This window comes from Aliirhizobium cellulosilyticum, assembly GCF_014198105.1.
In the GTDB taxonomy this organism is placed as follows: Bacteria; Pseudomonadota; Alphaproteobacteria; order Rhizobiales; family Rhizobiaceae; genus Neorhizobium; species Neorhizobium cellulosilyticum.
This window is the reverse complement of sequence record NZ_JACIGW010000002.1, coordinates 881,688-907,225: the sequence shown is the minus strand read 5'-3', so window position 1 is coordinate 907,225 and position 25,538 is coordinate 881,688. Positions and strand designations below refer to the sequence as shown.

Below are 25,538 nucleotides of genomic sequence, written 5' to 3'. Positions count from 1 at the left end.
CCTTTAATGAAGAACCCCGATTTTTGCAACTGCTCAGAAAGCCAAATTGCCGCTTTCTAGGGCGTTTCCTAGTCTGTCGATGACGCCAGCCAGCTTCTCGTCGATGACATGCAGATATTCAGTCCAGTTATCGACATGCTTCAGCTCCGCCTTCCCGTCGGAAATCCCGCGCAAACCGATCAGCGGAATACCGAACAACTGGCAGCAGCGCATGATGGCGAAGGTTTCCATGTCCACCATGTCTGCAGCGATCAGATCGTAGGCAGCGCCAGAGACGATATTGCCGCCGGTGGAAAGCGCAGCCTCGGGCACGCCTGGAATGCGAAGTGGCAGCGGCATGATCGCCGGATGGTCGAGAAAGGGTGTGCAACCTTTCTCGAAACCGAGCGGCGAGGCGTCCATGTCGCGATAGGCAACGGAGGAGGCCTGATAGACTTCCGTTTGTTCCAGCGTCCGGGAGCCGGCCGAACCGAGCGACACGATCAGATCCGGCATTTCGTTTTTCGCCTGCAGCTTCGTCAGCGCGTGCGACAGCACGATCGCGGCCTCGATCGGACCGACGCCGGTCATCAGCGGTTTGATGCGAGACTTGAGGTGCGGCCCATATTCGGCGTCGACGGCCATGACGAATAGCACCACATGCCGGCCGAGCCGTGTCAGTTCGAAACTCATTCCACCACGTCCTGACGATCGCGGATGACCATCATCGACGTGGTCATGGAGGCGATCAGTTTTGCCGGCCCGTCGCCGATCGCATAGGCACGGCCATCGGCCACAATGATCGTCGATCCGGGCTTGGTGACCTCGCCACGGAAAAGGAAACGCTCGCCGCGACCGGGCGAAAGCAGGTTGACCTTGAACTCGATCGTCAGAAGCGAAACTTCCGGCGCAATCACCGTATAGGCGGCATAGGTACAGGCAGTCTCCAGTGGTGCGGAAATCACCCCGCCATGCAGGAAACCGTGCTGCTGGGTAAGCTTCTCATCGAAAGGAAGCTCGATCTCCACCATGCCCTGCTGGATGCGCGTCAGTTCCGCGCCAAGCATCTCCATGGCGTTCTGCTTGGCGAAACTGCGCCGTATGCGTTCGTGAAAGTCGCCTGGATCGGTAATCTTCATGGTCTGCCCTTGGTGTCGCGGCGAAACTGGCATGCTGCAGGCGGATCGGCAAGCGCGACAAAATGACTATTATCAATTCAACAGAACGATCGAAAGGTTCAATACTGCGGCAAATGCAACCCAGAATGCGTAAGGCACGAAAAGCCACGCGGCCTGCCGGTTGGGTCTCCAGCTCATCATGATGAACAGCAGGATGAAGGCCAGCATCGGTACGATGATGACGAGGCCGAGAAGCGGGCTCTGCAGGCCGAAAAAGGCTGGCGACCAGAAGATGTTGAGAAAACCCTGTATGGCGAAGACGATCAGCCGGCCGGTATTGTTCTCATCGAACCATGTCGTGGACAGCGCAACGCCGATCATCACGTAGAGACCCGCCCAGACCGGTGCGAAAACCCAGTCGGGTGGATTGAAGAACGGTTTGTTAAGCGACTGGTACCACTCGCCCGGTGTGTTGGCGTAACTGCTGAGTGCACCGATGGCAACGCAGGTGACAATGAAGAAAGCAAAGGTCAGTATTTTACCCATGGAGGGTGATCTAGGGTCGCTGCAACCTGAGTAAAGATCATTTTATTTGGATAATATGCTGGTCCCAGGCGACGTCGCTGCGTGTGTCGTTGAAGCGGCCATCGTAGGATGACACAGCAATACCGTGGGCCGCAGGCGCCACACCGGCCGCCTCGTGGACGCTCTCTTCTTTCAAGACGATGCCTGTCTTCGCATCGAGTATCACTGACGCACCGCCGATCGGCGAGGTAAGTCCGACGATGTTTTCATGGCGGTTGACGGCAATTGCGCCGACATAGTTGGCAAGCCGCGCCGTCGTTTCATCCGGCAGCGAGAGAAGTGCAATATCCTCGCCCTTCGAGAACCAGCCGGCAAGCGGCGGTGTTTCGTTGCGTGCGCCTTCCCACTGGCAGGCAAACCAGATGCGGCCATTCTCGGCTATATCCAGATGCCGGGTCGAGAGCTTGCTGAGCGAAGACGGCATGCTGTGTTTCTGGATCAGCGTGCCGTTTTTCGCATCGAGCACGACCAGCGATGGTTCCATACGGTCGATGTTGAGCTTGGTGCGGCCGAAATCCGGATGGGTCTCGATGCCGCCATTGGCAATCACCAGAAGAGCACCATCATCCGAGACGGTCATGTCATGCGTGCCGATGCCATGAGCGTCGAATTCGCCGATCCGCCGGAATGCATTGCGGCCGTCATAGAGGCCGATCATGCCGCGATTGCCGTCGAAATCGTTTTCGCTGGCATAAAGAACGGTGCCGTCCGGCGAGAAATGCCCGTGGCCGTAGAAATGCCGGCCCTCCGGCGCGGTGATGACGATCGGCTCCGCCTGTCGAGACGGATCGAACACCATCGCAAACGTGCCGGGTCTACGGGCAAAGGCGACGGCGCGGCCCGTCGTGGAACTGAAAGCCATGCCATGCGCACGGGCGGGCAGGGCCATCCGATCGATGATCTCGCCCCGTTCGGAAACCGTGGCAATGCCGAATGTACCGTCAGAGGCGCGATAACCGGAGGCATAGACCGCATCGGCCCGCTCTAGCGCATAGAGCGATTCGGGAGCGAGCGTGGCCGCAAAACCGATGCCGGCAGCCTTCAGAAACGCCCGGCGGTCGATTGTCTCACCGTTCGAGGCCATCTCAGTCTCCGTCGGCGAAGGAGAAGCCGGAGGAGAGGCCGATCGCGCCGCCATATCCGTCATTGAGCTTGGCGATCACATCCTTGCCATCGACCAGCAGCGTATCGAGCTTTCTGCGTTCGCCCGCGTCCTCTACGGCCTTTTCGAGATCCGGCGTCACTTCACCCGTCAGGGCAGACATGGATTTCAGCTTCTCTTCCGTGGCGGCGACGATCGGCCTGTCCTTTTCAGGAAGAAGCTCGACCATGCCGGATGTCGTCAAAAGTTCGGACAATCCATCAAGATTTGCCTTGATCATAGGCCAAGTATTTTCCGAGCGCCAGAACAGCGCCTGTTTAGGAAATTTCGCCTTGTCCGCCCCCTTGTAGAAGGTCTCGATCCGCTGGTCGCGCACCGCTTCGGCGCCATGCACGAGAATGCCGAGCAGCCCGGTGATCGCTTCACCGCCGGTCCGATAGATGGGATTGTCTGCTCCCGGCTGTTCCCAGGCCTTCTGGATGCCATCCGGTGCATCCCAGATGCCGGATATTTCGGCGGCGACATTCCCGATATTTTCGGCAACGGCAGTGCTGTAACGGCAACGGAAGTCATTTCCGGAAATAAGCGTATCTGAGCCCGTACCGAACAGAAGATATTCCAGTGCGCCCAGCCCTTGCGTCGCGACGCTCTTGGTGGCGAGCGTCTTGGCATCGGTGGCCGTCTCGTCGGATTTGGAAAGAACTGCCTGGACCTGTTTCAGGCCGGTGCTCTTGCGGTCAGGATAAAACAGGATGCGCTCGAACCTGTTCTGCTCGATCACGGGGCCGGTGCGGACGATCTCGATATGCGCCCAACTGGCCGCGAGCTTGCCGAAGCCGGCTTTGGCCGCATCGTAATTGGTTTGAGACGGCGCCGCACAGAGTGTCTTCATCGTCGCCGTCATGTCTTCTGCGGATTTTTGGAACGCGTCATACCCCGGCCGTATGAAGCCATCCACTGCGGCCGTCATCACTTTCGTCACGGTCGCTACCGGAAGTTCGACGGTCGGCGCGGTATCAGCCTCCTGGGCAAACGCGGCGGAAGCGAATGCTGCGGGAAGCAGTGCGATCAGGCTGGCGGCCAAGGTCTTGCGCATCAGAGCGACTCCAGGAAGGTAAGAAGGGCGGTGCGATCCTCTTTGTCCATGGCTGCAAATGCGCTGCGCGCGGATTCCGCCTCGCCACCATGCCAGAGGATCGCTTCGGTAAGATTGCGGGCACGCCCGTCATGCAGGAAGAATGTGTGGTTGTTGACGGTCTTGGTAAGCCCGATGCCCCAGAGCGGCTGGGTGCGCCATTCCTGACCGTTCGCCATCCCCACCTGCTGACCGTCCGCCAGCTCTTCGCCCATGTCATGCAGCAGGAAATCCGAATAGGGCCAGATCAGCTGGAAGGCATGTGCCTTGTTGCCGGCATCGCGGCGGGTGACCAATTTCGGTGTGTGGCAGGCGGTGCAACCGGCCGAATAGAACATCTCCTTGCCTCTCAGCACCGTTGGATCATCGATATCGCGACGCGCCGGCACGGCAAGGTTTTCCGAATAGAAGGTGACGAGCGACAGCACCGGATCGGGCGCTTCGACCGGGCCGAGCCGCTCCTGCACGCCGGTCGGCATGGCAAGACAGGTGGCCTGCGCCTTGGTGCAATCGCCATGCGAAAACGGCGTGTCGGGTGTCGAAATGCCGATATCGCCGGTAAACGCGCCCGAGGATTGGTCGCGGATCGAGGCATTCTGCGCCTTGAAGCCGAACCGTCCGAGTTTCAACTCGCCGGTCATGTGGTCGCGCACCAGCGCCGCCTTGCCGGATATGCCGTCGCCGTCCTTATCGTCTGGATCGGCCTTCGCCAGGATATCGGCCTCGTGGATAGCTTGGATCAGCCCCATGCCGATCATCGGCGGTGCAATACGGGGCGACAGCGTTACATCGCCTTCAAGCGGCCCGTAACCGAGATTGGAAACCGAATAGGTCGGCTTGCGCAGGCTGACGACTTCGCCGTCAACAAGCGTGACCGGAACTTCTTCGTAGGAAATCTCCATCTTCCCTTCCGAGGCAAGCCCCGGAACGGCCAGATCCTGAAACTGCTCGCCATAGACGGCGTCAGGAAAGTTCAGCTTGCGGTAATCGCCGATCGCCTCGCGCTCCTCGTCGGTGCGGGCGGGCCGTGCCAGCCGCAGGAACATCGAGGTTGCATCCGCCGCGCCTTCCGGAGGATGGCCGCGGCCATCCTTCAGGTGACAGCTCTGGCAGGCGCGCGCATTGAACAACGGCCCAAGACCATCGGATGCCTGGGTGGAGGAGGGGGAAGACACCCAGAGCTTGGTGAACAGCGCATTCCCAAGCTTGAAATTCTGCTCTTCCTCGAAGGTGATGTTCGGCGAAAAATGCGAGAACGCATCGCCATTGACGATCGCCTTCGTCGTCGCGGCACCGCCGGACATGGTCTCGAACTGCTCGGCTTTGGAAAAATCCGTCGTCGGCCTCGTCACGCTCGTGACGCGTTTCAAATCCTTCGGATTAAGGTCGGTGCGGGTCTTCGGCAACTGGCTGTCGCTGCCGGTCGCGATCAGCGGCACCAGCACGAGTGCACCGGAAATGAGAGGCAGCAAGTAGGGAAAGGCTCTGAATGCGCCCATGGGTGATCGGGCCTCACCCGGAAGCGAGACCCGCCTTTTCTTCAATTATTTAAAGACAGCATCAGGATTATCGAGGCTGTCGGAACCTTCAAGCTCGATCTTCCCCAGATCCAGCGATGCAATGACGCGCTCGATGCTCTTGGTCTGATCGATCAGGCCGTCGATCGCCTTCTGCACCACCGCATTGCCCTTGGCGTTGTTCTCGCCGATCATCTGGTCATAGGCTTCGACCTTCTGGGCGCGATCCTTCATGACGTTCATCGCCGCAAGCGTTGCATCGAGCTTGCCCTTGATTTCCTTGTCGAGCGCCTTGTCCTTGGCGGCAACGAGGTCGGAAAGCGATGGTCCCTTCATCTTCGTGCCGTCCACACGGGTATATTCACCCGTATAGGCGGACTTGATGCCGATCGCATCGTTGAGATGCGAGGCATAGGTATTGTCGGAGAAGCAATCATGCTCTTCTTCCGGATCATGCAGCAGAAGGCCAAGCTTCATGCGCTCGCCCGCAAGCTCGCCATAGGAGAGCGAGCCCATGCCGGTCAGGATCGCGGTGAGGCCGGCATTGCCGTCGGATTCGACGTTTTTCGTCGCTTCCCCGTCAGGAGCCCAAGCCGTCACCATGTCCTTCAGGTCGGCAATCAGAAGCGTCGATGCAGCCTTCAGATAGGCGGCGCGTCGATCGCAATTACCACCCGTGCAGTTCGCCTTGTCGTAATCGGTATAAGGGCGTTTTCCGGCGCCGGCCTCTGTGCCGTTCAGATCCTGGCCCCAGAGCAGGAACTCGATCGCGTGATAACCGGTTGCGACATTCGCCTCGATCTCGCCCGCCTCGTGCAGGCTCTGGATCGTCTCCGGCGTAATCTCGGTAAGATCGACTTCCTCGCCGTTGATCTTGAGCTTGGGGTTGGCGATCACATTGGCGGTGTAAAGCGCGTTTTCATCGCTTTCGGTGCCGTAAGACGCATCGACATAATCGATCAAGCCTTCGTCGAGTGGCCAGGCATTCACCTTGCCTTCCCATTCGTCGACAATCGGATTGCCGAACCGATAGACTTCCGACTGCTGGTAGGGCACGCGGGCGGCAATCCATGCTGCCTTGGCGGCTTTCAGCGTCGCGTCGCTGGGCTTGGCGATCAGGGCGTCGATCGCCTTGTCGAGAGCCTGCGCCGTCGTCAGCGAGTCCTCGTATTTCGCCTGCGCCAATTCGGCATAGTGCTTCAGCACGGCGGCCGGTGTAGTTTCTGCACGGGCCGGTATCGACGTGAACACCGTCGAGGCGGCAAAAAGCACCATAGCGGCGCCGAGCAAGGTTTTACGGGTCATGTCCCTCTCCTTCGCGGCGCCGATCCCACGACGTCGCCAATGAGAGTTCTTGGCGCGAATTAAAAGTGGTGTCAAACGTTCTAGTTTAGAACGATTTGAAGTTATGGTTGATCCGCGCGGCCGAAATTTACACCTTGCGTTGCATGCGGCAGAAAAAGAATCCGTCCGTATCGGTACTTGCGGGTGACAGCGTGATCGTGCCTGCAGCCGCAACGCGAGGACGGGGTGCCTGAGCGCCGAATATTTTCGTCCAGTCGTCGGCGACGGAGGTGATCGCGAAAGCCGGGTTCTCAGTGCAGAAACGCTCGACCTGGCGATCATTTTCTTCCGGCAGCACCGAGCAGGTGACGTAAAGCAATGCCCCGCCGGGCTTCACGAACTTTGCCGCCTCGCCAAGCGCGTCCTGCTGCTGGGAAATCCGTTCATCGAGGTTCTTCTGCGTCAGTCGCCATTTGGTGTCCGGGCGACGGCGCCATGTGCCGGTGCCGGTGCAGGGCGCATCGACGAGAACGGCATCCAGCTTGTCCTTCAGGGCATCGAGCTGGCGCGGGTCGTCATGAACCTGGACATTGCGGGTGCCGGCACGGCGCAGACGCTCGATGATCGGCGCAAGGCGCTTGCGGTCGGCATCATAGGCATGAACCTGACCCTTGTTATGCATGGCGGCCGACATGGCGAGCGTCTTGCCGCCACCGCCGGCGCAATAATCCAGCACCTGGTCGTGTTCGCCGGGCTGAACCAGATCGGCGACGATCTGCGAGCCCTCGTCTTGAACCTCGAACCAGCCCTTCTGGAAGGAAAGCTCGGCCGTCACGTTCGGCAGGCGCGATGCGCCTTCGCCGGCTGCGATGCGGATGCCGTTGCGGGCGATTGCGGCTGCCTTTGCGCCGGAGCGCTCCAGCGCTTTCACCACCTTGTCGCGGTTGGCCTTTAGCGTATTGGCGCGAAGATCGAGCGTCGGGCGGTCGGCAAGCGCTTTGGCTTCTGAGAGCCAGTTCTCGCCAAAATTGGTTTCGAATGAAGGCTGTACCCAGTCCGGGATATCACCCTGCACATGCAAAGGCGCATCACTAAGATTACGGCTGGAGAAAGCGGCAATATGAGCGTCGGTCAGTGCCGGCGGTGCAAACTTGTCGTCGGCAAATTCGGCTGCAAGCGTCTCGGTGGTAAAACCCCACTGGCGCAGCAGGACAGAATAGGCAAGTGCAACGGGACTTTCGTCATCCATCAGCCAGGCATGGGAAAGCCGCATGCGAAGCGCGTCGTAGACGATATTGCCGATGGCTGCCCGGTCGCCGGAGCCGGCGAAACGGTGGGCAAGGCCCCAGTCTTTCAGTGCATCCGCCACCGGGCGTTTGCGTTCTTCGATATCGGCCAGAACTTCAATTGCTCCAGCTACTCGCCCGCCCAGTCGCATGTGATACTCCGTATCGGTTGAACCCGTATGGGGCCGGTCGTAACCGCGATCGGGCAGAAGGGCAAGAGGGAGGCCTGCCGCAGCAAGGCCTGTACCTTGAAGTTCGAAGTGTCGAATGGCTTAGCCGTCGACGCCCTTGATGCCCTTGCCTGCAACCTTCTGGGTGTCGGCAACAATCTGATAACAGACCTGCGCGGTACCGGATGACACCATGCCGATGTTCTGGGCTGCAGCCTTGGATACGTCGATAACCCGGCCGCGGATGAATGGCCCGCGATCGTTGATGCGCACGATCACGCTTTTGCCGTTGCGCTTGTTGGTCACCAGTACCTTGGTGCCGAAGGGCAGCGAGCGATGCGCGGCGGTGAGCTTGGCCGCATTCATCCGTTCACCGGATGCGGTCTTGGAAGTGAGAGCATACCAGGATGCGTGTCCGCATCCGGGCGCCGCATTGGCTGGCGCCTGGCCGAGTAGTGCAAAAGCAGCAATGGCGGCCGTGGCGGCAGTTAGGCGTCGAACTATTTTCAAGTCGGTCGTCCCCGTCGTTAAGTCCCTGCACGTTGCGTGCAATTGGCTTAGGCGCGGCGAAAAATGGCGAAAACGTGGGATTTTATATCACGGAGTGTTAATGACCGTAACATTTGTGATTACATTGCTATCGATCTTTTTAACGAGCCGGCTAATTGATGTTGGAATAAAACCTTAGGAATCAGTCGGTAAACGGAATCACGTTCCTGCAAGATTCCGTGATGCGCCGCGATCACAAAATGACGCGAAAAAAATTTGTTGTCGCACGGTGATTTCTGCCCAAATTGGACAGATTATGTGGCGCATTGCCGTAAGGATTAAGAAATATTAACTCGAAAGATGCCTAAGGATGGAAATTTCAACCGTTTCAAAATGGGATTTTCAGCCGCGCCAGATAGTCTCCGACCACATTTGGGCGAGTGAAGTGTGGTAATTGGGGAATGCAAACTGGAAACCCAGCGAACGGATTTTTTCATTCGAGACACGCTTGTTGGCGCCATAGAAAGAGCGTGCCATGGGCGTCATGTCGGCGCTGTCGAAATCCACTTCCGCTGGCGGCTCGACACCCATCAGGCGGGCGGCCTCCGTGATCACATCCTGGGGCGCACAGGGTTCGTCGTCCGTCACATTATATATGCCGGCAAGATTACGCTCCGCGAGAAACAGCGTGGCGCTGCCGATATCCTCGACGCGGATACGGTTGAATACCTGGTCCTTCTTTATGATGCGGCGTGCGGTGCCACGGTCGAGATTGACGAAGGCGTTGCGCCCCGGTCCATAAATGCCGGAAAGGCGCAGCGCCGCGACCGGCATGCCCGCAATGCGACCCTGCTCGGCCCATGCCTCTTCCGTGTCGACGCGCTCGATCGACCGACCAAGGATCGGGCTTCCCGGCGTTTCTTCCGTCACCCAGCCGCCGCCATGATCACCATAAACGCCGACTGTCGATAGATAACCAATCCATTTCAGCTTCGGGCAGAGCGCCGCAAGCCGACCGGAAACGAGCTGTAGTAAAGGATCGTGCTCCTTGCCGGGCGGGATCGACTGAACGAGATGGGTGACATCCCGCAGTGCCGCCAGCAATTCCGGGCTGAACGCAGTGCCGTCGAAGATGTAAGGCTTGATATGATGCGATGCGAGCGCTTCGGCGCCTTCAAGCGTGCGGACTGTACCGGCAACGGAAAAGCCCTTTTCCGCAAAGGCTTTCGCAATCGCCTTGCCCGAATAACCGCATCCGAAGATCATCACCGTCATCAATCCACTCCTGCCATCTGCCATTCCCGGCGAACCTCGGGATCATTATCTGCTGAGCGGCCTCTCGCGAATGCGGCAAACGCGCCATCGTCCATCAGCTGCCTCAAGGCCCAGACCGCCATGCCGCGCACGATAGGAGAAGCGTCATCGGCAAGAAGGTGACATTGCGCGATGAACTGGCGATCACCGGAATTGCCGGCTGCGATCAGCACATTGCGAACAAAACGGTCGCGCCCGATACGTTTGACCGGCGAACCCGAGAAGAAGGTGCGAAACGCCGGATCGTCCAGCGTCAGCAGAAAGGCGATCGACGGTTCCTTCAGATCATCGCGCGCCTTGAGCTTCATCTCGGAGGCGCTGGCGGCAAACTTGTTCCACGGACAGGCTGAGAGACAGTCATCGCAGCCGTAGATGCGATTGCCGATCAGCGGCCGGAATTCCGCATCGATCGGCCCTTTGTGCTCGATCGTCAGATAGGAAATGCAGCGCCGCGCATCCAGCCGGTAAGGGGCCGGGAATGCGGCTGTCGGACAGGCATCGAGACAGGCTCGGCAGGAGCCGCAATGATCCTTCTCCGAACTGTCGATCAAAAGTTCGGCGGTGGTGAAAAGGCTGCCGAGAAACAGCCACGACCCATGGGTTCGGCTGACGAGATTGGTATGCTTGCCCTGCCAGCCAAGCCCCGCCGCCTCCGCCAGCGGTTTTTCCATGACGGGCGCGGTGTCGACGAAGACCTTGACGTCTTCGCCCGCACGCGCTGAAAACCGAGTGGCGATTTCCTTCAATCGCCCCTTGATGACGTCATGATAATCGCGATTGCGCGCATAGACTGAGATCGCCGCCTTGTCCTTCATGGACTGGAGATAGCGCGGATCCTCCTCGGGGCCGTAGTTCAGCCCGAATATCACAATCGAACGCACTTCGCTCCAAAGTGTCTTGGGATCTGCGCGGCGCTCTTTCGTTTCCGCCATCCAGTCCATCGTGCCGTGATGGCTGTCGTCGAGAAATACGGAGAGCCTCTCCGGTGCGCGCGGAATGCTTGTCGGCAGGGTGATGCGACAGAGATCGAAGCCCTGAGTGATGGCTTCCTCGCGAATGAAGGCGGTCAGCTTCTCCCGCCGGCGAAGCGCCTTATCGTCTCCGGCTTTGTCGGCGCTAGAAATCGAGGTCCGCATAATGGGAGACCGGAGTCAGGCCGCGAATGCGCTCGGCAAGCATCGGGCGGAAGGAAGGACGCGATTTCAATCGCTGGTACCAATCTTTGGCGATAGGGAAATCCGACCATTCGATTTCGCCGAGATAGTCGAGAACGGAAATCGAGGCCGCAGCAGCCAGATCCGCATAGCTCAGCCGTTCACCGGCAAGCCACTGGCGGGAGCCTGCAAGCCAGGACAGATATTTCATGTGCTGACGGATATTGGCGCGCGAGGTGCGCAGCGCCTTTGAATCCGGCGCGCCGCCGCCCTGCGCTGCTGTCATCTGCAGCTTGTAGACCCGTTCGCGGGTCAGCGGCCGGGTCACGTCCTGCTCCATCTTCTGCAGGAACCATTCTGTCAGTCGGCGGATTTCAGCGCGGTGCCAGGGATCTTCCGCCAAAAGACGGCGCTCGCGCTTCAGCACGCCATGGGTTTCGTCGAGAAACTCCATCAGCACCGAGGGACCACAGAGCACACGCATGCTGTCATCGACATAGACGGGAAGCGTCGCTGCCGGATTGATGCTGAGAAATTCCCGCCGCTTTTCCCATGGCTGCTCTTCGACCAGATCGGCCTGAAATCCATACTCGGCAAGGATCAGGCGAACAAATCGCGAGGCGGACGACATGGGATGGTGGTAGAGGGTGGGCATCGGGCTTTGGGCTTCGGCTATTGTGTGCGGGGTGTGGGTGGCGTAGGCTTATATCGCGCCCGCCTGACTTAAGGTCAGCTATATGGACTTGATAGGGCCAACACAAGCAAGCGGCATAAATTCGCGACAAGTCGCAAACTGCCTGCATTTCGTCAGCAAATAATTAAGAACGATTGCAATTGCTGGTAACCGTGCGAATTGCGGGGCTTGCGGCCGGTTTTCCTAAGGCTCTCGGCTACGCCGCCATTTAAATATGAGAGCTAAGCCGGGATGGCGTTCGGCGCTAAAAAAGAGCGGCTTGTCGCCGCTCTCGTGTCTCGTTTAGCGAGGAATGGATGCCGTGGCGCAAGGGTCGACGCCGTAAGCCGGAGCGCAACCTTCCTTGCCGCTTGCGGCGGTCTGGGGCGCCATGAAAGAGCCCGCGAGAATAACAAGTGCCGCGCATGCAAAGAAAAGGGCGATAGGCTTGCCCATGAAAGACGCCTTTCAAACAGGTGATTTGCAGTGAACTAATTTCGTGCGACCGATTTATTGGTCACCGCTTCTGAATTCAATAACGGTTTTTGCTAAACCTGCGGTTAACGCACACTCATTCGCGTGTGAGGACTTTATGCCACATCGACAATTGTCAAGTTGCATAAATCCAAGGCTTTAGAAGCGCCTGCCCGATAGGCAGGCACCCGAAGCGCGCTGAATGAAAATAACAAAAGCTAAATTCAGGCCGCTTTGCCGCTGCCGGTGAACTGGCCCTGCGGACGGAAGTGCACGAGGTAGGATGCAAGGATCGAGCCGGGAACGACCGGACGAATGCCAAGCCCGCAGAGCGTGCGGCCTTCCTTGATCGCGTTTTCGGAGACGACGTTGTCGCTCTTCAGTAGTTCCACCTGGTCGGCAGTGACCGGCGGCTTCACGAACGGGATCATGGACGCGATGCTGCCGATCGTCGAGGCGATGCCGAAGGGCAGCGAGATCAGCGCGCGATCGCGGCAGGTCACGCGCAGCACGGTCTCGAGACAGTCGCGGAAAGTCATCACCTCGGCGCCGCCGAGTTCATAGGTCGTGCCGGGTGTCAGCGTGCCATCGACCGAGCGGCCGACCACTTCGGCCACGTCCTCGACATAGACCGGCTGCAGCTTGGTCTTGCCGCCGCCGATTAGCGGCAGTGCCGGAAGCTGGCGAGCCATGGCGGCAAACCTGTTGAAGAAATTGTCTTCCGGCCCGAAAACGATCGACGGCCGCAGGATCACGGCGTCGGGGATCAGGGAGAGGATGCTTGCTTCGGCGCGGCCCTTGCTGCGGGCATAGGAGGAGCCGGAATTGGCGTCGGCACCGATCGCCGAAATATGGGTGAACTTGGCGCCGGCCTTGGCGGCAGCTTCTGCAATCGAGCGCGCCCCGGTGTCCTGGATCGCATCAAACGTGTTGCGACCGCTCTCGAACAGAATGCCGACGCAGTTGACCACATGGGCCGCGCCTTCCACGGCGCGGTCAATGGACTGGCGATAGCGAAGATTGGCCTGAACCAGCGAAATCTGGCCGACATATCCGGCCGGCAGAAGGAAACCCGCGAGATCCGGGCGGCGCACAGCGACCCGCACGCGATAACCGCGCTTTACCAGCGTCCGGACCACATGGCGACCTACGAAACCCGATCCTCCGAAAACGGTAACGAGCGGCGGAAGATTGTTCACGGTCATGGTCTGCCCCGAAAGCTGTCTCTTACTCATTGGTCTTTAGCTTAAACCTCAACGTGGTGGAAGAGACTTGCGCGCCCCAGATGTCGCAAGTCTCCTGGAGCATCGACACGAAAACCGGAATCGGTTTCGGAAAGTACGATGCGCAGGTTATGAAGCGCCGTAGGCGTGTCAGATCCCCTGCACGACCACCATCTCGCCATCGGCGACTTCCTGCCGGATTTTTGCGGCAATCTGGTATTCCGGCGAGTTGTAGCAATCGATAGCGGCCTGCATCGACGGAAACTCGATCACGACATTGCGATGGCGTGACGAGCCTTCGAGTTCTTCCGCTGCGCCGCCGCGCGCCAGAAAATGGGCGCCATATTTCTCGAATGCCGGTTTTGCAGCTGCCACATAATCCTTGTAGCGCTCGGGATCATGCACATCCATTCGTGCGATCCAATATCCCTTGGTCATCAAATATCCTCCTCTCCAGTTTAGGTATATTCGAGATCGGGCGAATCAGGAGGCAAGTCAATATGGTGCGCTACGCATTCCCTTTGGCAGCGAGTGTATTTCTGGCGATCGGCTCGCCGATATTCACCGGATTATCCGATGCGCGGGCCGATGCCTGCCCGGCAAACGTCATGGATGCGCTTCGTGCGCCGGGCAAGAAGGATTCAAAACCGGTCGATATTCGATGCGACGTCAGCCTGAACAAGGGAGACAAGATCACCCAGCGCATCACGTTTTCGGGCAGTCGTGCTTCTGGCGTGGTTTTCGATTGCAACGGCGCGATGATCGACGGCACTGGAACCAAGGCGAGGACGGTGCTGATCCAGTCCCGCAAGGGAAGCGACGGAAAATGGGACGTGCCGACCGACATCACCATTCGCAATTGCCAGATCAAGGGTGATCTGCGCATCCAGGGCCTGGGCAATAACGGCCAGGCAAAGGAAGTGAAGGCATCCTCGAACCGGGACGGACATACGCAGCGGGCACAGGCGGCAGCGCCGACCGGCGTCCTGCTCGACAACATTACATTCTCTGGCAGTGTCGGGGTGCCGCTCTATCTCGCGCCCGGCGTGACACGAGTCACACTGCAGAATTCCCGCTTCACCGGCAAGGCAAGCTCGACCATCGTTTATCTCGATGCGGAATCGGCCGGAAATGTCATCACCGGCAATACGTTTTCGGCCCGCCCCGAATGGCGGGAAGTCATTGCCGTCGACGGATCGGCGAACAATCGCATCGAGAACAATACATTCGTGAACCCGCTCAGCGGCGGTATCTATCTCTACCGCAATTGCGGCGAGGGCGGCACGTTCCGCCATCAATCACCGCAGGGCAATACCATCCGCGGCAACACGTTCCAGTATCAGGTGCCGGTCGCACGTCCTGCCGTGTGGATCGGCAGTCGGGAAGGACTCAGCATGTTCAACAGCTATTGCCTCGTCCAACCCAAGATGTTGCTCGGCGGTCTGGATCACGATGACGGCGCCAATAACAACACCGTCATGGATAACCGCCTGATCGGCGGCTCTCCGAGCCTGATTGTCGATGAAGGTGCACGCAATCGGGTCGCTAACAATCGCTAGTTAGCTACGCGTATCAGGCGTCGTTTGCTGGCCAGAGAGCCTCGCGCATTTCGGCAAGAATTGCTTCGGCGGATGCTTTCGGGTCTTCAGCCTTGACGATAGGGCGGCCGACGACGAGATGCGTCGAGCCTGCTTTCAGGGCGTCGAATGGCGTCACGACACGTTTCTGGTCGCCTGCATCCGCGCCTTTCGGGCGAATACCCGGCGTAACGATTGCCATGTCGGCGCCGACGATTTCGCGCACGGCGGCGGATTCTTCGGCCGAGCAGACGATGCCGCCCATGCCGGCGTCGCGTGCTTGTGCAGCGCGGGTGCGAACCAGCTGCTCCGGCGTCTGCGCATAACCGGCTTCGGTCACGTCCGCAGCATCCATCGAGGTCAGCACGGTGACGCCGAGCAGGCAGAGATCCGAACCTTTGGCAGCTTCCACCGCAGCCCGCATTGCCTTGGGATAGGCGTGCAGCGTCAGCATGGTCATGCCCATCTTGGCAATGTTCTCGACGCCTTTGGCCACTGTGTTGTCGATGTCGAGCAGCTTCATGTCGAGGAAGATCTGCTTACCGTCCTTGGCGAGGTCACGGGCAAATTCCAGTCCGCCGGCAAACACCAGCTGGTAGCCGATTTTGTAGAAGGAGACGCTCTCGCCGAGCGTGGCGACCATTTTTTCGGCTTCGGAAACGGTCGGGATATCGAGGCCCACGATCAGTCGGTCACGCGCTTGCATGTTGGTCATTCCCCTTGCCATGTTTCTATCGGGGTCCAGTCGCACGAGATGGTCCGATCCGCAAGGGAGAAGCAGAAGAGATTTCCGCCGCCGCCCGGCTGATCTTGGCTTCTTGTGATCGGGATCTGCAGCAGATGGCACTTCAAAAGTGTGCCGACGCCGCCATGGCCGACAAAGGCGATCGGCATGTCGGGATTGTGGTCGGAAAGGATGCGGTCGAAAGCCGAAACAATGCGGGCCTGTGCATCCGCGGCCGTTTCCCAGCCCTTGAAGCTTTCCGTCGGATTGGCGAAGAACCAGTCTGCCGCCGCTTCGAATTCCGGCGGTGCCAGGAAACCGGTCGCCGACCGGTCGTTTTCATGCGTGTCAGGGGCAAGCATGATCGAGACATCGGAGGCTGCGGCCAGGATCTCGGCCGTTTCGATCGCCTTGGTCTCGTCGCTCGAAACGATCCGGCCAAGCTTTTGCGCCCAAGGCTGCTGCGCAGCCTTCTCGGCGCGCTGCCGGCCGATATCCGAAAGGCTCCATTGCGGCACCGGTACATCAGGATCGATGCGCACCTGAGGGTGAGTGATATAAAGGCCGAAGGTCATGTCGGTCAGAACTCCAAAGCGGGTCGAAATCGATCCCGCTTACCTCGGCCAGTTGACGCGCGTGTGAATCAAGTCCGAGTGTAGGTCCACAACTGCGCCGGCGGTATATTCCGCACGACGAAATCGTAATGCTTGATCTTGTAACGATCCGGATTGGCGATGATCGGCGAGACCGGGCCATAGGTGATCTGCATCACCGGCCTACCTGCCGGCATGCGGTCGAGCAGGTCTTCCAGAAGCGCGATACGGCTTTCCATCGGAAAGCTCAGCATCGGGATGGCGGAGATCACACTGTCGAAGATGACCGACTTCATCTCGCCAAGCGTCTTGTCGAGTTCGAAAGCGTCACCATTGATGAAGTGAACGCCTTCATAGGTCTTGATCAGGTTCTGGTAGAAATCCGTCGAATATTCGATCGAAACCAAGTTCTCCGGCGCAATGCCGCGTTCCAGGATCGCCTTGGTGATGACGCCGGTGCCCGGGCCGAGTTCAAGCACGGGCAGGCCCGATGAAGGGCTGATGACGCTCGCCATGCGCTTGGCGGTGACGGAAGAGGTCGGGCAGATAGCGCCTACGCTTTTCGGGCCATCCATCCAGCCCTTGAAGAAACGGATTTCCTCGTCGAACTTACGGCCGAGCCGTTCCTTCAAGCGTAATTCCATCTAGTTACCTCTCCCGGTTTTCAAGCCTATTTGGTCGTCTGGCCTCAGGGGTCAAGGTCGATGACGCAAAGGCAGGCAAAAATGTCGCAATTAGAAAACGGCATAAAAAAGGCGGCTCGAAATTTCCGGCCGCCTCGATTGTCTTAAACGCGCATTGGCATAAGCACGTAGAGAGCATCGTCTCCCGCGGTATCTCTGACCAGTGTCGGCGAACCCGCATCCGCAAGCATGAAGATGGCGTCGTCGCCCGAAAGCTGGGCCGTGATGTCGAGAAGATATTTTGCGTTAAAGCCGATTTCCATCGGATCGTTTTCATATCCGACCGCGACTTCTTCCGTGGCGCTGCCCGAATCCGGGTTGTTGACCGTCAGCATCAGCTGGCCTTCCGTCAGGGCAAGCTTTACCGCACGGCCGCGCTCGGACGAAATGGTCGAAACGCGATCGACGGCCTTGGTGAAGGTCTGGCAATCGACGCGCATTTCCTTGTCGTTGCCGGTCGGGATGACACGCTGGTAATCCGGGAACGTGCCGTCGATCAGCTTCGACGTCATGATGATGTCGGCGATCGATAGACGGATCTTTGCGTCGGAAACCTCGACGGTGACCTGTGCTTCCGGATCGTCCACCAGCTTCTGCAGCTCGCCAACGGTCTTGCGCGGAATGATGATGCCCGGCATGCCTTCCGAACCGGAAGGCGCCTGCACGTCGGCGCGCGCCAGACGGTGACCGTCGGTCGCAACGGCACGCAGCTTCAGATCGCCGCCGGCCTCGATCGTGTGGAAGAAGATGCCGTTCAGGTAATAACGGGTCTCTTCCGTCGAGATAGCGAACTGCGTGCGGTCGATCAGCATCTTGAGATCGGTCGCCTTCAGCTTGAACGTGTGGCTGAACGAACCGGCGGTCAGATCCGGGAAATCCGTTTCCGGCAGGCATTGCAGCGAGAATTTCGAACGGCCGGATTGGACCGTCATCGAGCCGCCGTCCGGATTGGTGGCAAGCAGAACTTCCGAACCGTCCGGCAGCTTGCGGACGATTTCGTAGAGAAGATGCGCGGGAACCGTGGTCGCGCCGGCCTGCTCGACCATCGCCGGAACGGATTCGGTGATCTCCAGATCCAGGTCCGTCGCCTTCAGTTCGACGCTGGCGTCGGAAGCGCGCATCAGAACGTTGGAAAGGATCGGAATTGTGTTGCGGCGCTCGACCACGCGGTGAACGTGGCTCAACGACTTAAGAAGATTGGACCGCTCGAGAGTAATACGCATGGACTCAACCGCTTTCGACCTGGGTGTCCCGGGAGGCGGGGCACCGGATATTCTTCGGCTTTCGCAAGCCGGACGATGTGGAGGGGCAAAATGGCAGAGATCAGCCTTTGAACGCAAGAGCATATGCGGGGTGTCCGCTTCATTTCGGCACTTGCAATAGACCTGCACACAGAAAACTTGGGCCCGTGCCGCTTGCGGGCCGCCATCGCCTTGACCATAAAGGGCTTATGATCATCCAACTGAATTGCGAAGCTCGTGGCTGGACCTGCTGAAGCGACCCGCGGCTACCGCGTCGCCAATACTTTTGTGCCTTCGCGCCCGCTGGAGCCGGCGCTTTATCTCGTTGCCACGCCAATCGGCAATCTCGGCGATATCACGCTGCGCGCGCTTGAAACGCTCGCCGGTGCCGATGTGCTGGCCTGCGAAGATACGCGCGTCACCCGCGTACTTCTCGATCGCTATGGCATCGCCAACAAACCTTACGCCTATCACGAGCATAATGCCGATGAGATGGGGCCAAGGCTGCTGGCGGCACTGGAACAGGGAAAGTCCGTGGCTCTGGTCTCCGATGCCGGCACGCCGCTTGTCTCCGATCCGGGGTATCGGCTCGGACAGCTGGCCATCGAGGCGGGCCATCGGGTAGTCCCCATTCCGGGCGCTTCGGCGCCTCTCGCCGCGCTGGTTGCTTCCGGTCTTCCGAATGATGCCTTCCTGTTTGCCGGTTTTCTGCCGGTGAAGGAAAAAGGACGCCGCGACCGACTGGCGGAACTGTCGAAAATTCCCGCAACGCTGATATTCTTTGAATCTCCGCATCGCATTACCGCCACGCTGGCCTCCGCTGCCGATGTTCTGGGGCCGGGCCGCGCGGCTTGTGTTGGGCGCGAACTGACCAAGGCCTTCGAGGAGATCAGCCGCGCGTCGCTCGGAGAGCTTGCTGAAGCCTTCGACGGTCGCAACGTCAAGGGTGAGATCGTCTTCCTCGTCGGGCCGCCTGCCTATGATGATGTGCCGGCGGCTGTCGATGTCGATGTGCTGCTGGAGGAGCTGGCATCATCCATGCCCGCGGCAAAGGCTGCGGCGGAAGCGGCACGTCTGACAGGCCTTTCGAAGCGAGACCTCTATCAACGGCTGGTTACCATGAAAGACGCCGCCATGAAGGACAAGGATGAGGGCTGATGGGGCGCGGAGCCGAGGACAGGCGGCATAAACGCCGGCGCGCCGAACGGCGCGGCCACGTCTCCGAATATCTCGCAGCTCTCTATCTTCTCTTTAAAGGGTATCGGATCCTGAAGTTCCGATACCGGACACGGCTCGGCGAAATCGATATCGTCGCCCGCAAAAACACTCTTATCCTGTTTGTCGAGGTTAAGGCGCGCGCCCGAGAAGCTGACGCGATCGATGCGGTCGGTTACGGCGCCCAAAGGCGGATAAGGGCTGCAAGCGATATCTGGCTGTCGCGCCGCCGTGACGCCCATCTTCTATCCTGCCGTTACGATATTATCGCCGTCCTGCCCTGGCGTTTGCCCCGGCATTTTCCGGATGCTTTTTGACGGTGTTGTGAAGTTTTTGCAAAGCTGTGCAAACGTCACAAATCTGAAACAGAATTGTTAAGAGCCTGTCACGGGCAAGCCCTATTGCGGTCCTCGATCCAACCAAGGCGGAGAGGACGTAACCATGACCATGATCAAGAAATTCTCGATGGCCGCGATGGCAGTTGCAATGTCTGCAACCTCCTCGCTCGCAGCAACCAACATCACCTGGTGGCACGGCATGGGCGGCCGTAACGGTGAAGTCATCAACGAAGTGTCGCAGAAGTTCAACGCTTCGCAGACCGCTTGCGCTCTGACTCCGATCTCCAAGGGCACCTACGAAGAAGCTCTGGCAACCGGTATCGCCGCTTTCCGTTCGGGCGAACAGCCGAACATCCTGCAGGTATTCGATGCCGGTGCTGCCACCATCATCAACGCCAAGGGCGCAACCGTCGCCGCCGAAGACCTGATCAACAATGCAGGTTACAAGTTCGACCGCAATGCGTTCATCGAGGGCGTTCGCTATTTCTACGCTGACTCGAAGGGCAAGTTCATCGGCATGCCGTTCAACTCTTCGGCTCCGATCATGTACGTCAACCCGCAGGCTTTCGAAAAGGCCGGCGTTGCCGTGCCGAAGACCTGGGAAGAGTTTGAAGCTGTTGCTCCCAAGCTCAAGGAAGCCGGCTTCATCCCGATGACCGCTTCGCAGCTCACCTGGCAGTTCACCGAGAATTTCTTCTCGCGCCAGAACATCCAGTTCGCCAACAACAACAACGGTTACGACAGCGTTGTCGACACCAAGATGAACCTCACCGACAAGAACCTTGTCATGATGTTCGAAAAGCTGAAGGCCTGGTCTGACGCAGGTCTCTACAAGTTCTACGGCGCAAGCTGGAACGACAACCAGAAGCCTTTCGAAGAAGGCAAGGTTGCCATGTGGATCGGTTCTTCTGGCTCCTTCGGTGGCCTGCAGAAGACCGCTTCCATGCCGTTCTCGGCTGATTTCCTGCCCTACTGGTCGAGCATCAAGGGCGCCGGCACCAACACCTTCATCGGTGGTGCGGCTCTCTTTGCAATGGCCGGCAAGCCGGAAGCCGAAAACAAGTGCACGGCAGACTTCTTCCAGTTCCTGACCTCGCCGGAAATCCAGAAGTTCTACCACCAGGCTACCGGTTACGTCGCCATCACCAAGGCTGCATACGAGCTGGCCAAGTCTGAAGGCTACTACGAAAAGACCCCGGTTGCCGAAGTCGGCATCAAGCAGCTGATGCTGCCGTCGGGCGAATGGTCCAAGGGCTACCGTCTTGGCTTCTACCCGCAGATTCGTTCCATCATGGAACGCGAATACAACAAGATCTTCTCGGGTGAAACGACCGTCCAGAAGGCCTTCGAAACCATCGAGAAGGAAGGCAACGACCTTCTCACCCGTTTCGCCAAGACCGCCGGCTGATAGCCATCTCCCATCATGGTCCGTCCGCTCTTTTCAAGGGCGGGCGGGCTCTTTTGTAATTGCAAGAAAGGGGAGAACTCGTGGCCTATACGACGTCACAACCGCAACCCGGCGGTTTCCTGTCCCGCCTCGGTTACCGGGGGAACGCACGCAGCAAGAAGCCTGCCGTCGCAGCAGAAGAAATGAAGCGTGTGCAGTTCACCTCGCCCGTTCTGCCCTATCTGTTCCTGTTTCCGCAGCTCGCGGTAATCTTCATCTTTTTCTACTGGCCCTCGGTCCAGGCGGTGAGCTCGTCCTTTTACCTCGAGGACCCGTTTGGCTTCGGCTCGACATTCGTGGGCTTGAGCAATTACACCGATGTGATCTTCAGCTCCGAATATCAGTCGATCGCGCTGTTTACCGCCGTCTTCACTGTGCTCGTCACCTTCCTGTCGCTCTCGCTGGGATTGCTGCTCGCCGTCAAGGCCGATCGCGTCATCCGCGGGGCCTCGACCTACAAGACGCTGCTGATCGCCGTCTACGCCATTGCAGCGCCCGTTTCGGGCCTGATCGGCATGATGATCTTCGACCAGCATGTCGGTCCTTTCGTGAAGATGATGTCTTATTTCGGCTGGCACATGCAGGTGGGCCTGAACTATTACGACACGGCCTTCGCCATGACGGTTGTCGCCGTCTGGAAGCAGATCCCCTATAATTTCATCTTCTTCCTCTCGGGCCTGCAGAATGTTCCGGTCTCCGTGCGCGAAGCGGCGATGATCGACTGCCGCTCGGGCCTGCGCCGGTTCTGGACCGTCATCCTGCCGCTTCTGGCGCCGACCGCCTTCTTCCTGCTGACCATCAACGTCACCTACGCGCTGTTCGACACGTTCGGCATCATCGACGTCATGGTCAAGGACAAGCCGGCCAACAACCCGGTCACGCTGGTCTACAAGGTCTATGCCGATGGTTTCCGCGGCAATGATATCGGCGGATCTTCGGCCCAGTCGGTCATCCTGATGATCGTCGTCTTCGTCCTCACCATCTTCCAGTTCCGCTTCATCGAGCGGCGCGTCCACTACAATTGAGAGGACAGACCATGTATCGCACCAAGTTTTCCGATCATCTCGTCCTCATCCTTGGCTCGCTGTTTCTCTGCATGCCAGTCGTGGTCGCCTTTATGACCTCGACCCACACGGCGGCCGACATCCACATGAACGGCTTGTCGCTCGCCTGGGGTGACAATTTCATTGCCACCTATGAAAAGGTGCTGACGCAGAAGGGCGGCTTTACCGGCGATATCACCGGCGCCCGCATGGTGATGAATTCGCTGATCCTCGGCATCGGTTTTGCCGCAGGCAAGATCGTTCTGTCGATGATGGCCGCCTATGCCATCGTCTATTTCCGCTTCCCCATGGCGACGCTCTCTTTCTGGGTGATCTTCACCACCCTGCTTCTGCCGCTCGAAGTGCGTATCATGCCCTCCTATCAGGTCATGTCGAACCTCGGCCTGTTGAACAGCTACACGGGCCTGATCGTGCCGCTCCTGGCGTCCGCCACCGGCACCTTCTACTTCCGCCAGTTCTTCAAGTCCGTGCCGGAAGAACTGTTGGAAGCAGCCCGCATCGATGGCGCAGGTCCCTTTAAGTTCTTCATCGACATCCTGGTGCCGATCTCGCGCACCATGATCGCCGCCATCTTCATCATCATGTTCGTCTATGGCTGGAATCAGTATCTCTGGCCGATGATGATGACGACCGACGAGAGCTTCTTCACCCTGATGCGCGGCATCAAATCCATCCTGCAGGTTTGGGTCGGCTCGAACATTCCCGATTACAACGAGGCATTTGCCCTGGCGGTTCTCGCCATGCTTCCGCCCGTGGCAATTGTGGTGATTTTCCAGAGTTGGTTCATCAAGGGCCTGACCGAAAGCGACAAGTAAGGAACGATAACAATGGCCGCGATCGACATCAGCAGCGTTGGCAAGATCTATAATGGCGGCGTACGTGCCGTCTCCGACATCAATCTCGACATAAAGGACGGTGAGTTCATCGTCCTCGTCGGCCCTTCGGGCTGTGGCAAGTCCACACTTCTGCGCATGGTCGCAGGCCTGGAGGCCATTTCCGAAGGTACGGTGAAGATCGGTGACCGCGTGGTCAACCAGGTCGAACCGGCCGACCGCGATATCGCCATGGTGTTCCAGAACTATGCGCTCTACCCGCATATGACGGTGCGCCAGAACCTCGAATACGGGTTGAAGAACCGCAAGACGCCGAAGGTCGAGATCGACGCGCGCGTCAATGAAGCTGCCCGCATGCTGGAAATCACCCAGTATCTCGATCGCAAGCCGCGTGCGCTCTCCGGTGGCCAGCGTCAGCGCGTCGCCATGGGTCGCGCCATCGTCCGCAAGCCGGCCGCCTTCCTCTTCGACGAGCCGCTGTCGAACCTCGATGCCAAGCTGCGCGTCTCCATGCGCGGTGAAATCAAGCGCCTGCAACGCCGCCTCGGCACGACCTCCATCTACGTCACCCACGACCAGCTGGAAGCGATGACGCTTGCCGATCGCCTCGTCGTGCTGAACGGTGGACAGATTGAACAGGTCGGCTCCCCGCTGGATGTCTATCACACCCCGGCCTCCACCTTCGTTGCAAGCTTCATCGGCTCTCCGGCGATGAACCTCGTGAAAGCGGAACTGCAGAGCGACAGGCTCGCGATCGGCCCGTCGCAGATTTCGCTCAACGGCTACGCCCCCACTTCTGGTGCCGTCACGGTCGGCCTGCGCGCCGAAGACCTGCGCGTGGTGTCGTCGGCTGAAGGCATGCCCTTTACCGTCGAATATGTCGAGGAACTCGGCTCCCAGCGTCTGGCCCATGGCCTTGTCGGTGATCAGGCCGTTACGATCGCGCTCTCCGGCGAAGCCGAAATCACGAATGATATGCGGATCGCAATCGACCCGTCCAAACTGCATTTCTTTGATGCCGAAACAGGCAAGCGACTGGAGGCTTCCGTGCCCGCCAAGGCCCCTGCCGCAGTGGCCGAACCGGTCGCCTGAACGGCCGGATGCCGATGAGTTTAATCTGTGCGGTCGGGATTGTTCCCGGCCGCATTGCTTTCGGGCCTATGCCATCCTAAATCAGGCAAGCCCAAATTCAGGCGGCATCTTTATCGGGGACGAAACTCATGGCGCATGTTCGCAAGGTCGCAATCCAGATGGACCACATTTCCAGCATCAACATTGCTGGCGATTCCACCTTCGCAATGACCTTGGAGGCGCAATCGCGCGGCTACGAGCTTTTCCATTACACGCCCGATCGCCTGACCATGCGCGACGGCAAGATCTTTGCGGCCGTCGAGCCGCTGCAGGTGCGCGACATCAAGGGCGATCATTTCACCCTCGGCGAAAGGCAGCGTGTGGATCTCTCGCAGATGGACGTCGTGCTTCTGCGTCAGGATCCGCCCTTCGACATGGGCTATATTACTTCCACGCATCTTCTGGAGCGCATCCACCCGAAGACGCTCGTCGTCAACGACCCGGCTTGGGTGCGCAATTCGCCGGAAAAGATCTTCGTCACCGAATTCGCCGACCTGATGCCGCCGACGCTGATCTCGCGTGATCCCGAAGAAATCGCAGCCTTCCGTCAGGAACTGGGCGATATCATCCTCAAGCCGCTTTACGGCAATGGCGGCGCCGGCGTCTTCCATTCCGCCCACGACGACCGCAACTTCACCTCGCTTCTGGAAATGTTCGGCCAGATGTATCGCGGCGAGCCCTATATCGCTCAAGGCTATCTGAAAGAGGTGCGCAAGGGCGACAAGCGTATCCTTCTCGTTGACGGCGAGCCGGTGGGCGCGATCAACCGCGTGCCGGCCGAAACCGACAGCCGCTCCAACATGCATGTCGGCGGCCGCGCCGAGCCTACCGAACTAACGACGCGTGAAAAGGAAATCTGCGCCCGTATCGGACCGGCTCTGCGCGAGCGCGGCTTCATCTTCGTCGGCATCGACGTGATCGGCGACTACATGACCGAAATCAACGTAACTTCGCCGACAGGCATCCGCGAAGTGAAGAAATTCGGCGGAGCCGATCTCGCAAGCCTGATGTGGGATGCGATCGAAGCCAAGCTCAACTGAGTTTAGTCTTTGATTCGACAGAGAGGCGCCTGACCGGGCGCCTTTTTTGTTTAGTTTGTTCGATTTTTGTTCTTGTTTAAATTTTCGCGCCGTGTCAGCTTATGGTTGTATTGGGGCGAAGGCAAGCCGTGGGGGCAGGGCCGTCGTTC

General features: G+C 59.0%; 26 protein-coding genes. 8 read left to right on the top strand and 18 right to left on the bottom strand.

Going from position 1 to position 25,538, the window contains the following annotated elements:
* Positions 1–33 precede the first annotated feature (33 nt).
* The 14 genes from GGE33_RS13150 to GGE33_RS13085 form a co-directional block, all read right to left on the bottom strand.
* Positions 34–672: a 5'-methylthioadenosine/S-adenosylhomocysteine nucleosidase gene (locus GGE33_RS13150; RefSeq protein ID WP_183823670.1), complete on the bottom strand. Its 639-nt coding sequence runs from the start codon at positions 670–672 to the stop codon at positions 34–36.
* Entirely contained in the window at positions 669–1,118 is a 450-nt protein-coding gene (locus GGE33_RS13145; RefSeq protein ID WP_183684927.1) for a PaaI family thioesterase, read from the bottom strand. Before GGE33_RS13145 ends, GGE33_RS13150 begins: the two co-directional genes overlap by 4 nt.
* 72 nt (positions 1,119–1,190) lie before the next feature.
* The gene (locus GGE33_RS13140) at positions 1,191–1,643 is read right to left on the bottom strand and encodes a TspO/MBR family protein (RefSeq protein WP_183823668.1); all 453 of its coding nucleotides are present in this window, start codon (positions 1,641–1,643) and stop codon (positions 1,191–1,193) included.
* A gap of 37 nt (positions 1,644–1,680) precedes the next feature.
* On the bottom strand, positions 1,681–2,766 hold the full coding sequence (locus GGE33_RS13135) for a DUF1513 domain-containing protein (protein ID WP_246435977.1): 1,086 nt from the start codon (positions 2,764–2,766) through the stop codon (positions 1,681–1,683).
* 1 nt (position 2,767) lies between these two features.
* Positions 2,768–3,880 (bottom strand): imelysin family protein, encoded by a 1,113-nt coding sequence (locus GGE33_RS13130; RefSeq protein WP_183823666.1) that lies wholly within the window; start codon positions 3,878–3,880, stop codon positions 2,768–2,770.
* Positions 3,880–5,418 (bottom strand): di-heme oxidoreductase family protein, encoded by a 1,539-nt coding sequence (locus GGE33_RS13125; RefSeq protein ID WP_183823664.1) that lies wholly within the window; start codon positions 5,416–5,418, stop codon positions 3,880–3,882. The genes GGE33_RS13130 and GGE33_RS13125 overlap by 1 nt, the downstream gene beginning before the upstream one ends.
* A 45-nt stretch (positions 5,419–5,463) precedes the next feature.
* A complete protein-coding gene (locus tag GGE33_RS13120) occupies positions 5,464–6,741 on the bottom strand; it encodes an imelysin family protein (RefSeq protein ID WP_183823662.1) in 1,278 nt (425 codons plus the stop codon).
* Between the two features lie 127 nt (positions 6,742–6,868).
* Positions 6,869–8,158, bottom strand: coding sequence for an RsmB/NOP family class I SAM-dependent RNA methyltransferase (locus tag GGE33_RS13115; RefSeq protein WP_183823660.1), 1,290 nt, complete (start codon positions 8,156–8,158; stop codon positions 6,869–6,871).
* A 120-nt stretch (positions 8,159–8,278) separates the two neighbouring features.
* Positions 8,279–8,686 (bottom strand): septal ring lytic transglycosylase RlpA family protein, encoded by a 408-nt coding sequence (locus tag GGE33_RS13110; RefSeq protein WP_148146046.1) that lies wholly within the window; start codon positions 8,684–8,686, stop codon positions 8,279–8,281.
* Positions 8,687–9,067: 381 nt separating this feature from the next.
* Positions 9,068–9,940 (bottom strand): SDR family oxidoreductase, encoded by an 873-nt coding sequence (locus GGE33_RS13105; protein WP_183823658.1) that lies wholly within the window; start codon positions 9,938–9,940, stop codon positions 9,068–9,070.
* The gene (gene queG, locus GGE33_RS13100; protein ID WP_183823656.1) at positions 9,940–11,115 is read right to left on the bottom strand and encodes a tRNA epoxyqueuosine(34) reductase QueG; all 1,176 of its coding nucleotides are present in this window, start codon (positions 11,113–11,115) and stop codon (positions 9,940–9,942) included. Before queG ends, GGE33_RS13105 begins: the two co-directional genes overlap by 1 nt.
* Positions 11,096–11,788 carry a glutathione S-transferase family protein gene (locus tag GGE33_RS13095; protein ID WP_148146043.1) on the bottom strand — a complete coding sequence of 231 codons (693 nt, stop codon included), beginning with the start codon at positions 11,786–11,788 and terminating at the stop codon, positions 11,096–11,098. The genes queG and GGE33_RS13095 overlap by 20 nt, the downstream gene beginning before the upstream one ends.
* 716 nt (positions 11,789–12,504) lie before the next feature.
* Positions 12,505–13,485: a complex I NDUFA9 subunit family protein gene (locus GGE33_RS13090; RefSeq protein WP_183823654.1), complete on the bottom strand. Its 981-nt coding sequence runs from the start codon at positions 13,483–13,485 to the stop codon at positions 12,505–12,507.
* Positions 13,486–13,653: 168 nt separating this feature from the next.
* On the bottom strand, positions 13,654–13,941 hold the full coding sequence (locus GGE33_RS13085; RefSeq protein ID WP_148146041.1) for a DUF1330 domain-containing protein: 288 nt from the start codon (positions 13,939–13,941) through the stop codon (positions 13,654–13,656).
* Positions 13,942–14,003: 62 nt separating this feature from the next.
* Between GGE33_RS13085 and GGE33_RS13080 the strand changes: the two genes are divergently transcribed.
* The gene (locus tag GGE33_RS13080) at positions 14,004–15,062 is read left to right on the top strand and encodes a right-handed parallel beta-helix repeat-containing protein (RefSeq protein WP_183823652.1); all 1,059 of its coding nucleotides are present in this window, start codon (positions 14,004–14,006) and stop codon (positions 15,060–15,062) included.
* Between the two features lie 13 nt (positions 15,063–15,075).
* On the opposite strand, the gene pyrF is transcribed toward GGE33_RS13080, so the two are convergent.
* The 4 genes from pyrF to dnaN form a co-directional block, all read right to left on the bottom strand.
* Complete coding sequence (gene pyrF / locus GGE33_RS13075) at positions 15,076–15,786, bottom strand: orotidine-5'-phosphate decarboxylase (RefSeq protein WP_183824130.1); 711 nt, start codon at positions 15,784–15,786, stop codon at positions 15,076–15,078.
* 5 nt (positions 15,787–15,791) lie between these two features.
* A complete protein-coding gene (locus tag GGE33_RS13070; RefSeq protein ID WP_148146039.1) occupies positions 15,792–16,379 on the bottom strand; it encodes a histidine phosphatase family protein in 588 nt (195 codons plus the stop codon).
* A 68-nt stretch (positions 16,380–16,447) separates the two neighbouring features.
* Positions 16,448–17,041 carry a phospholipid N-methyltransferase PmtA gene (pmtA, locus tag GGE33_RS13065; protein WP_183823650.1) on the bottom strand — a complete coding sequence of 198 codons (594 nt, stop codon included), beginning with the start codon at positions 17,039–17,041 and terminating at the stop codon, positions 16,448–16,450.
* A 143-nt stretch (positions 17,042–17,184) separates the two neighbouring features.
* Positions 17,185–18,303 carry a DNA polymerase III subunit beta gene (gene dnaN / locus GGE33_RS13060; protein WP_183823648.1) on the bottom strand — a complete coding sequence of 373 codons (1,119 nt, stop codon included), beginning with the start codon at positions 18,301–18,303 and terminating at the stop codon, positions 17,185–17,187.
* Between the two features lie 255 nt (positions 18,304–18,558).
* On the opposite strand from dnaN, the gene rsmI reads away from it, so the two are divergent.
* From rsmI to gshB, 7 genes are all read left to right on the top strand, one after another.
* Positions 18,559–19,479 carry a 16S rRNA (cytidine(1402)-2'-O)-methyltransferase gene (gene rsmI / locus GGE33_RS13055; RefSeq protein ID WP_244654371.1) on the top strand — a complete coding sequence of 307 codons (921 nt, stop codon included), beginning with the start codon at positions 18,559–18,561 and terminating at the stop codon, positions 19,477–19,479.
* On the top strand, positions 19,479–19,853 hold the full coding sequence (locus tag GGE33_RS13050; protein ID WP_148146035.1) for a YraN family protein: 375 nt from the start codon (positions 19,479–19,481) through the stop codon (positions 19,851–19,853). Before rsmI ends, GGE33_RS13050 begins: the two co-directional genes overlap by 1 nt.
* Positions 19,854–19,983: 130 nt before the next feature.
* Positions 19,984–21,282 carry an extracellular solute-binding protein gene (locus GGE33_RS13045; RefSeq protein ID WP_183824126.1) on the top strand — a complete coding sequence of 433 codons (1,299 nt, stop codon included), beginning with the start codon at positions 19,984–19,986 and terminating at the stop codon, positions 21,280–21,282.
* A gap of 80 nt (positions 21,283–21,362) precedes the next feature.
* Positions 21,363–22,346, top strand: a complete 984-nt coding sequence (locus tag GGE33_RS13040) for an ABC transporter permease subunit (RefSeq protein ID WP_343062424.1) — start codon at positions 21,363–21,365, stop codon at positions 22,344–22,346.
* Positions 22,347–22,357: 11 nt separating this feature from the next.
* Complete coding sequence (locus GGE33_RS13035) at positions 22,358–23,200, top strand: ABC transporter permease subunit (protein ID WP_183823646.1); 843 nt, start codon at positions 22,358–22,360, stop codon at positions 23,198–23,200.
* Between the two features lie 12 nt (positions 23,201–23,212).
* Positions 23,213–24,310 (top strand): sn-glycerol-3-phosphate import ATP-binding protein UgpC, encoded by a 1,098-nt coding sequence (locus tag GGE33_RS13030; protein ID WP_183823644.1) that lies wholly within the window; start codon positions 23,213–23,215, stop codon positions 24,308–24,310.
* A gap of 128 nt (positions 24,311–24,438) precedes the next feature.
* On the top strand, positions 24,439–25,389 hold the full coding sequence (gene gshB / locus GGE33_RS13025; protein ID WP_183823642.1) for a glutathione synthase: 951 nt from the start codon (positions 24,439–24,441) through the stop codon (positions 25,387–25,389).
* Positions 25,390–25,538: the final 149 nt, after the last annotated feature.

What these genes read in the sequence shown, in the direction of transcription:
- GGE33_RS13150 (WP_183823670.1), bottom strand. Translation starts at nt 672, where the DNA reads ATGAGTTTCGAACTGACACGGCTCGGCCGGCATGTGGTGCTATTCGTC.
- GGE33_RS13145 (WP_183684927.1), bottom strand. Translation starts at nt 1,118, where the DNA reads ATGAAGATTACCGATCCAGGCGACTTTCACGAACGCATACGGCGCAGT.
- GGE33_RS13140 (WP_183823668.1), bottom strand. Translation starts at nt 1,643, where the DNA reads ATGGGTAAAATACTGACCTTTGCTTTCTTCATTGTCACCTGCGTTGCC.
- GGE33_RS13135 (WP_246435977.1), bottom strand. Translation starts at nt 2,766, where the DNA reads ATGGCCTCGAACGGTGAGACAATCGACCGCCGGGCGTTTCTGAAGGCT.
- GGE33_RS13130 (WP_183823666.1), bottom strand. Translation starts at nt 3,880, where the DNA reads ATGCGCAAGACCTTGGCCGCCAGCCTGATCGCACTGCTTCCCGCAGCA.
- GGE33_RS13125 (WP_183823664.1), bottom strand. Translation starts at nt 5,418, where the DNA reads ATGGGCGCATTCAGAGCCTTTCCCTACTTGCTGCCTCTCATTTCCGGT.
- GGE33_RS13120 (WP_183823662.1), bottom strand. Translation starts at nt 6,741, where the DNA reads ATGACCCGTAAAACCTTGCTCGGCGCCGCTATGGTGCTTTTTGCCGCC.
- GGE33_RS13115 (WP_183823660.1), bottom strand. Translation starts at nt 8,158, where the DNA reads ATGCGACTGGGCGGGCGAGTAGCTGGAGCAATTGAAGTTCTGGCCGAT.
- GGE33_RS13105 (WP_183823658.1), bottom strand. Translation starts at nt 9,940, where the DNA reads ATGACGGTGATGATCTTCGGATGCGGTTATTCGGGCAAGGCGATTGCG.
- queG (WP_183823656.1), bottom strand. Translation starts at nt 11,115, where the DNA reads ATGCGGACCTCGATTTCTAGCGCCGACAAAGCCGGAGACGATAAGGCG.
- GGE33_RS13095 (WP_148146043.1), bottom strand. Translation starts at nt 11,788, where the DNA reads ATGCCCACCCTCTACCACCATCCCATGTCGTCCGCCTCGCGATTTGTT.
- GGE33_RS13090 (WP_183823654.1), bottom strand. Translation starts at nt 13,485, where the DNA reads ATGACCGTGAACAATCTTCCGCCGCTCGTTACCGTTTTCGGAGGATCG.
- GGE33_RS13085 (WP_148146041.1), bottom strand. Translation starts at nt 13,941, where the DNA reads ATGACCAAGGGATATTGGATCGCACGAATGGATGTGCATGATCCCGAG.
- GGE33_RS13080 (WP_183823652.1), top strand. Translation starts at nt 14,004, where the DNA reads ATGGTGCGCTACGCATTCCCTTTGGCAGCGAGTGTATTTCTGGCGATC.
- pyrF (WP_183824130.1), bottom strand. Translation starts at nt 15,786, where the DNA reads ATGCAAGCGCGTGACCGACTGATCGTGGGCCTCGATATCCCGACCGTT.
- GGE33_RS13070 (WP_148146039.1), bottom strand. Translation starts at nt 16,379, where the DNA reads ATGACCTTCGGCCTTTATATCACTCACCCTCAGGTGCGCATCGATCCT.
- pmtA (WP_183823650.1), bottom strand. Translation starts at nt 17,041, where the DNA reads ATGGAATTACGCTTGAAGGAACGGCTCGGCCGTAAGTTCGACGAGGAA.
- dnaN (WP_183823648.1), bottom strand. Translation starts at nt 18,303, where the DNA reads ATGCGTATTACTCTCGAGCGGTCCAATCTTCTTAAGTCGTTGAGCCAC.
- GGE33_RS13050 (WP_148146035.1), top strand. Translation starts at nt 19,479, where the DNA reads ATGGGGCGCGGAGCCGAGGACAGGCGGCATAAACGCCGGCGCGCCGAA.
- GGE33_RS13045 (WP_183824126.1), top strand. Translation starts at nt 19,984, where the DNA reads ATGATCAAGAAATTCTCGATGGCCGCGATGGCAGTTGCAATGTCTGCA.
- GGE33_RS13035 (WP_183823646.1), top strand. Translation starts at nt 22,358, where the DNA reads ATGTATCGCACCAAGTTTTCCGATCATCTCGTCCTCATCCTTGGCTCG.
- GGE33_RS13030 (WP_183823644.1), top strand. Translation starts at nt 23,213, where the DNA reads ATGGCCGCGATCGACATCAGCAGCGTTGGCAAGATCTATAATGGCGGC.
- gshB (WP_183823642.1), top strand. Translation starts at nt 24,439, where the DNA reads ATGGCGCATGTTCGCAAGGTCGCAATCCAGATGGACCACATTTCCAGC.